Below are 667 nucleotides of genomic sequence, written 5' to 3' on the forward strand. Positions count from 1 at the left end.
CGCGATGCCGGCACTGATGCAGGCGAACGGATTGGCGCCGGTGGAGCCCGCCAGGCGCACCGTGGAGGTGGAGGCGTTCTGCTCGTGGTCGGCATGCAGCATGAAGATGCGGTCCATCGCCTTGGCGTAGACCGGGTTGATCTTGTACTCCTCGCACGGCGTGCTGAACATCATGTAGAGGAAGTTCTCTGCATAGTTCAGGTCGTTGCGCGGGTAGTTGAACGGCTGGCCCACATTGTACTTGTAGGACATCGCGGCGATGGTCGGCATCTTGGCGATCAGGCGGATCGCGCTGATGATGCGATCCTCCTCGACGTTGATGTCCATGTGGTCGTGATAGAAGGCGGCCAGGCCACCCACCACGCCGCACAGGATCGACATCGGATGGGCATCGCGACGGAAGCCCTTGAAGAAGTTGTTGATCTGGTCGTGGACCATGGTGTGGTTGCTGACCCGCGACTCGAAGTCGGCGTACTGCTCATCGTTGGGCAGTTCGCCGAATAGCAGCAGGTAGCAGAGCTCGACGAAGTTCGACTCCTTCGCCAGCTGGTCGATGGGGTAGCCGCGATGCAGCAGGACGCCCTTGCCACCATCGATGTAGGTGATGGCCGACTGGCAGGAGGAGGTGGCCATGAAGCCGGGATCATAGGTGAACAAGCCCTCGGCG

General features: G+C 61.0%; 1 protein-coding gene. It reads right to left on the reverse strand.

Translation table 11 applies throughout. The features are described from left to right. A partial coding sequence (locus tag AM506_RS23555) for a citrate/2-methylcitrate synthase (protein WP_369117595.1) occupies positions 1-667 on the reverse strand: 667 nt, incomplete at both ends.

Source organism: Rossellomorea vietnamensis (genome assembly GCF_001305855.1).
Taxonomy (GTDB): Bacteria; Bacillota; Bacilli; order Bacillales; family Bacillaceae_B; genus Rossellomorea; species Rossellomorea vietnamensis_A.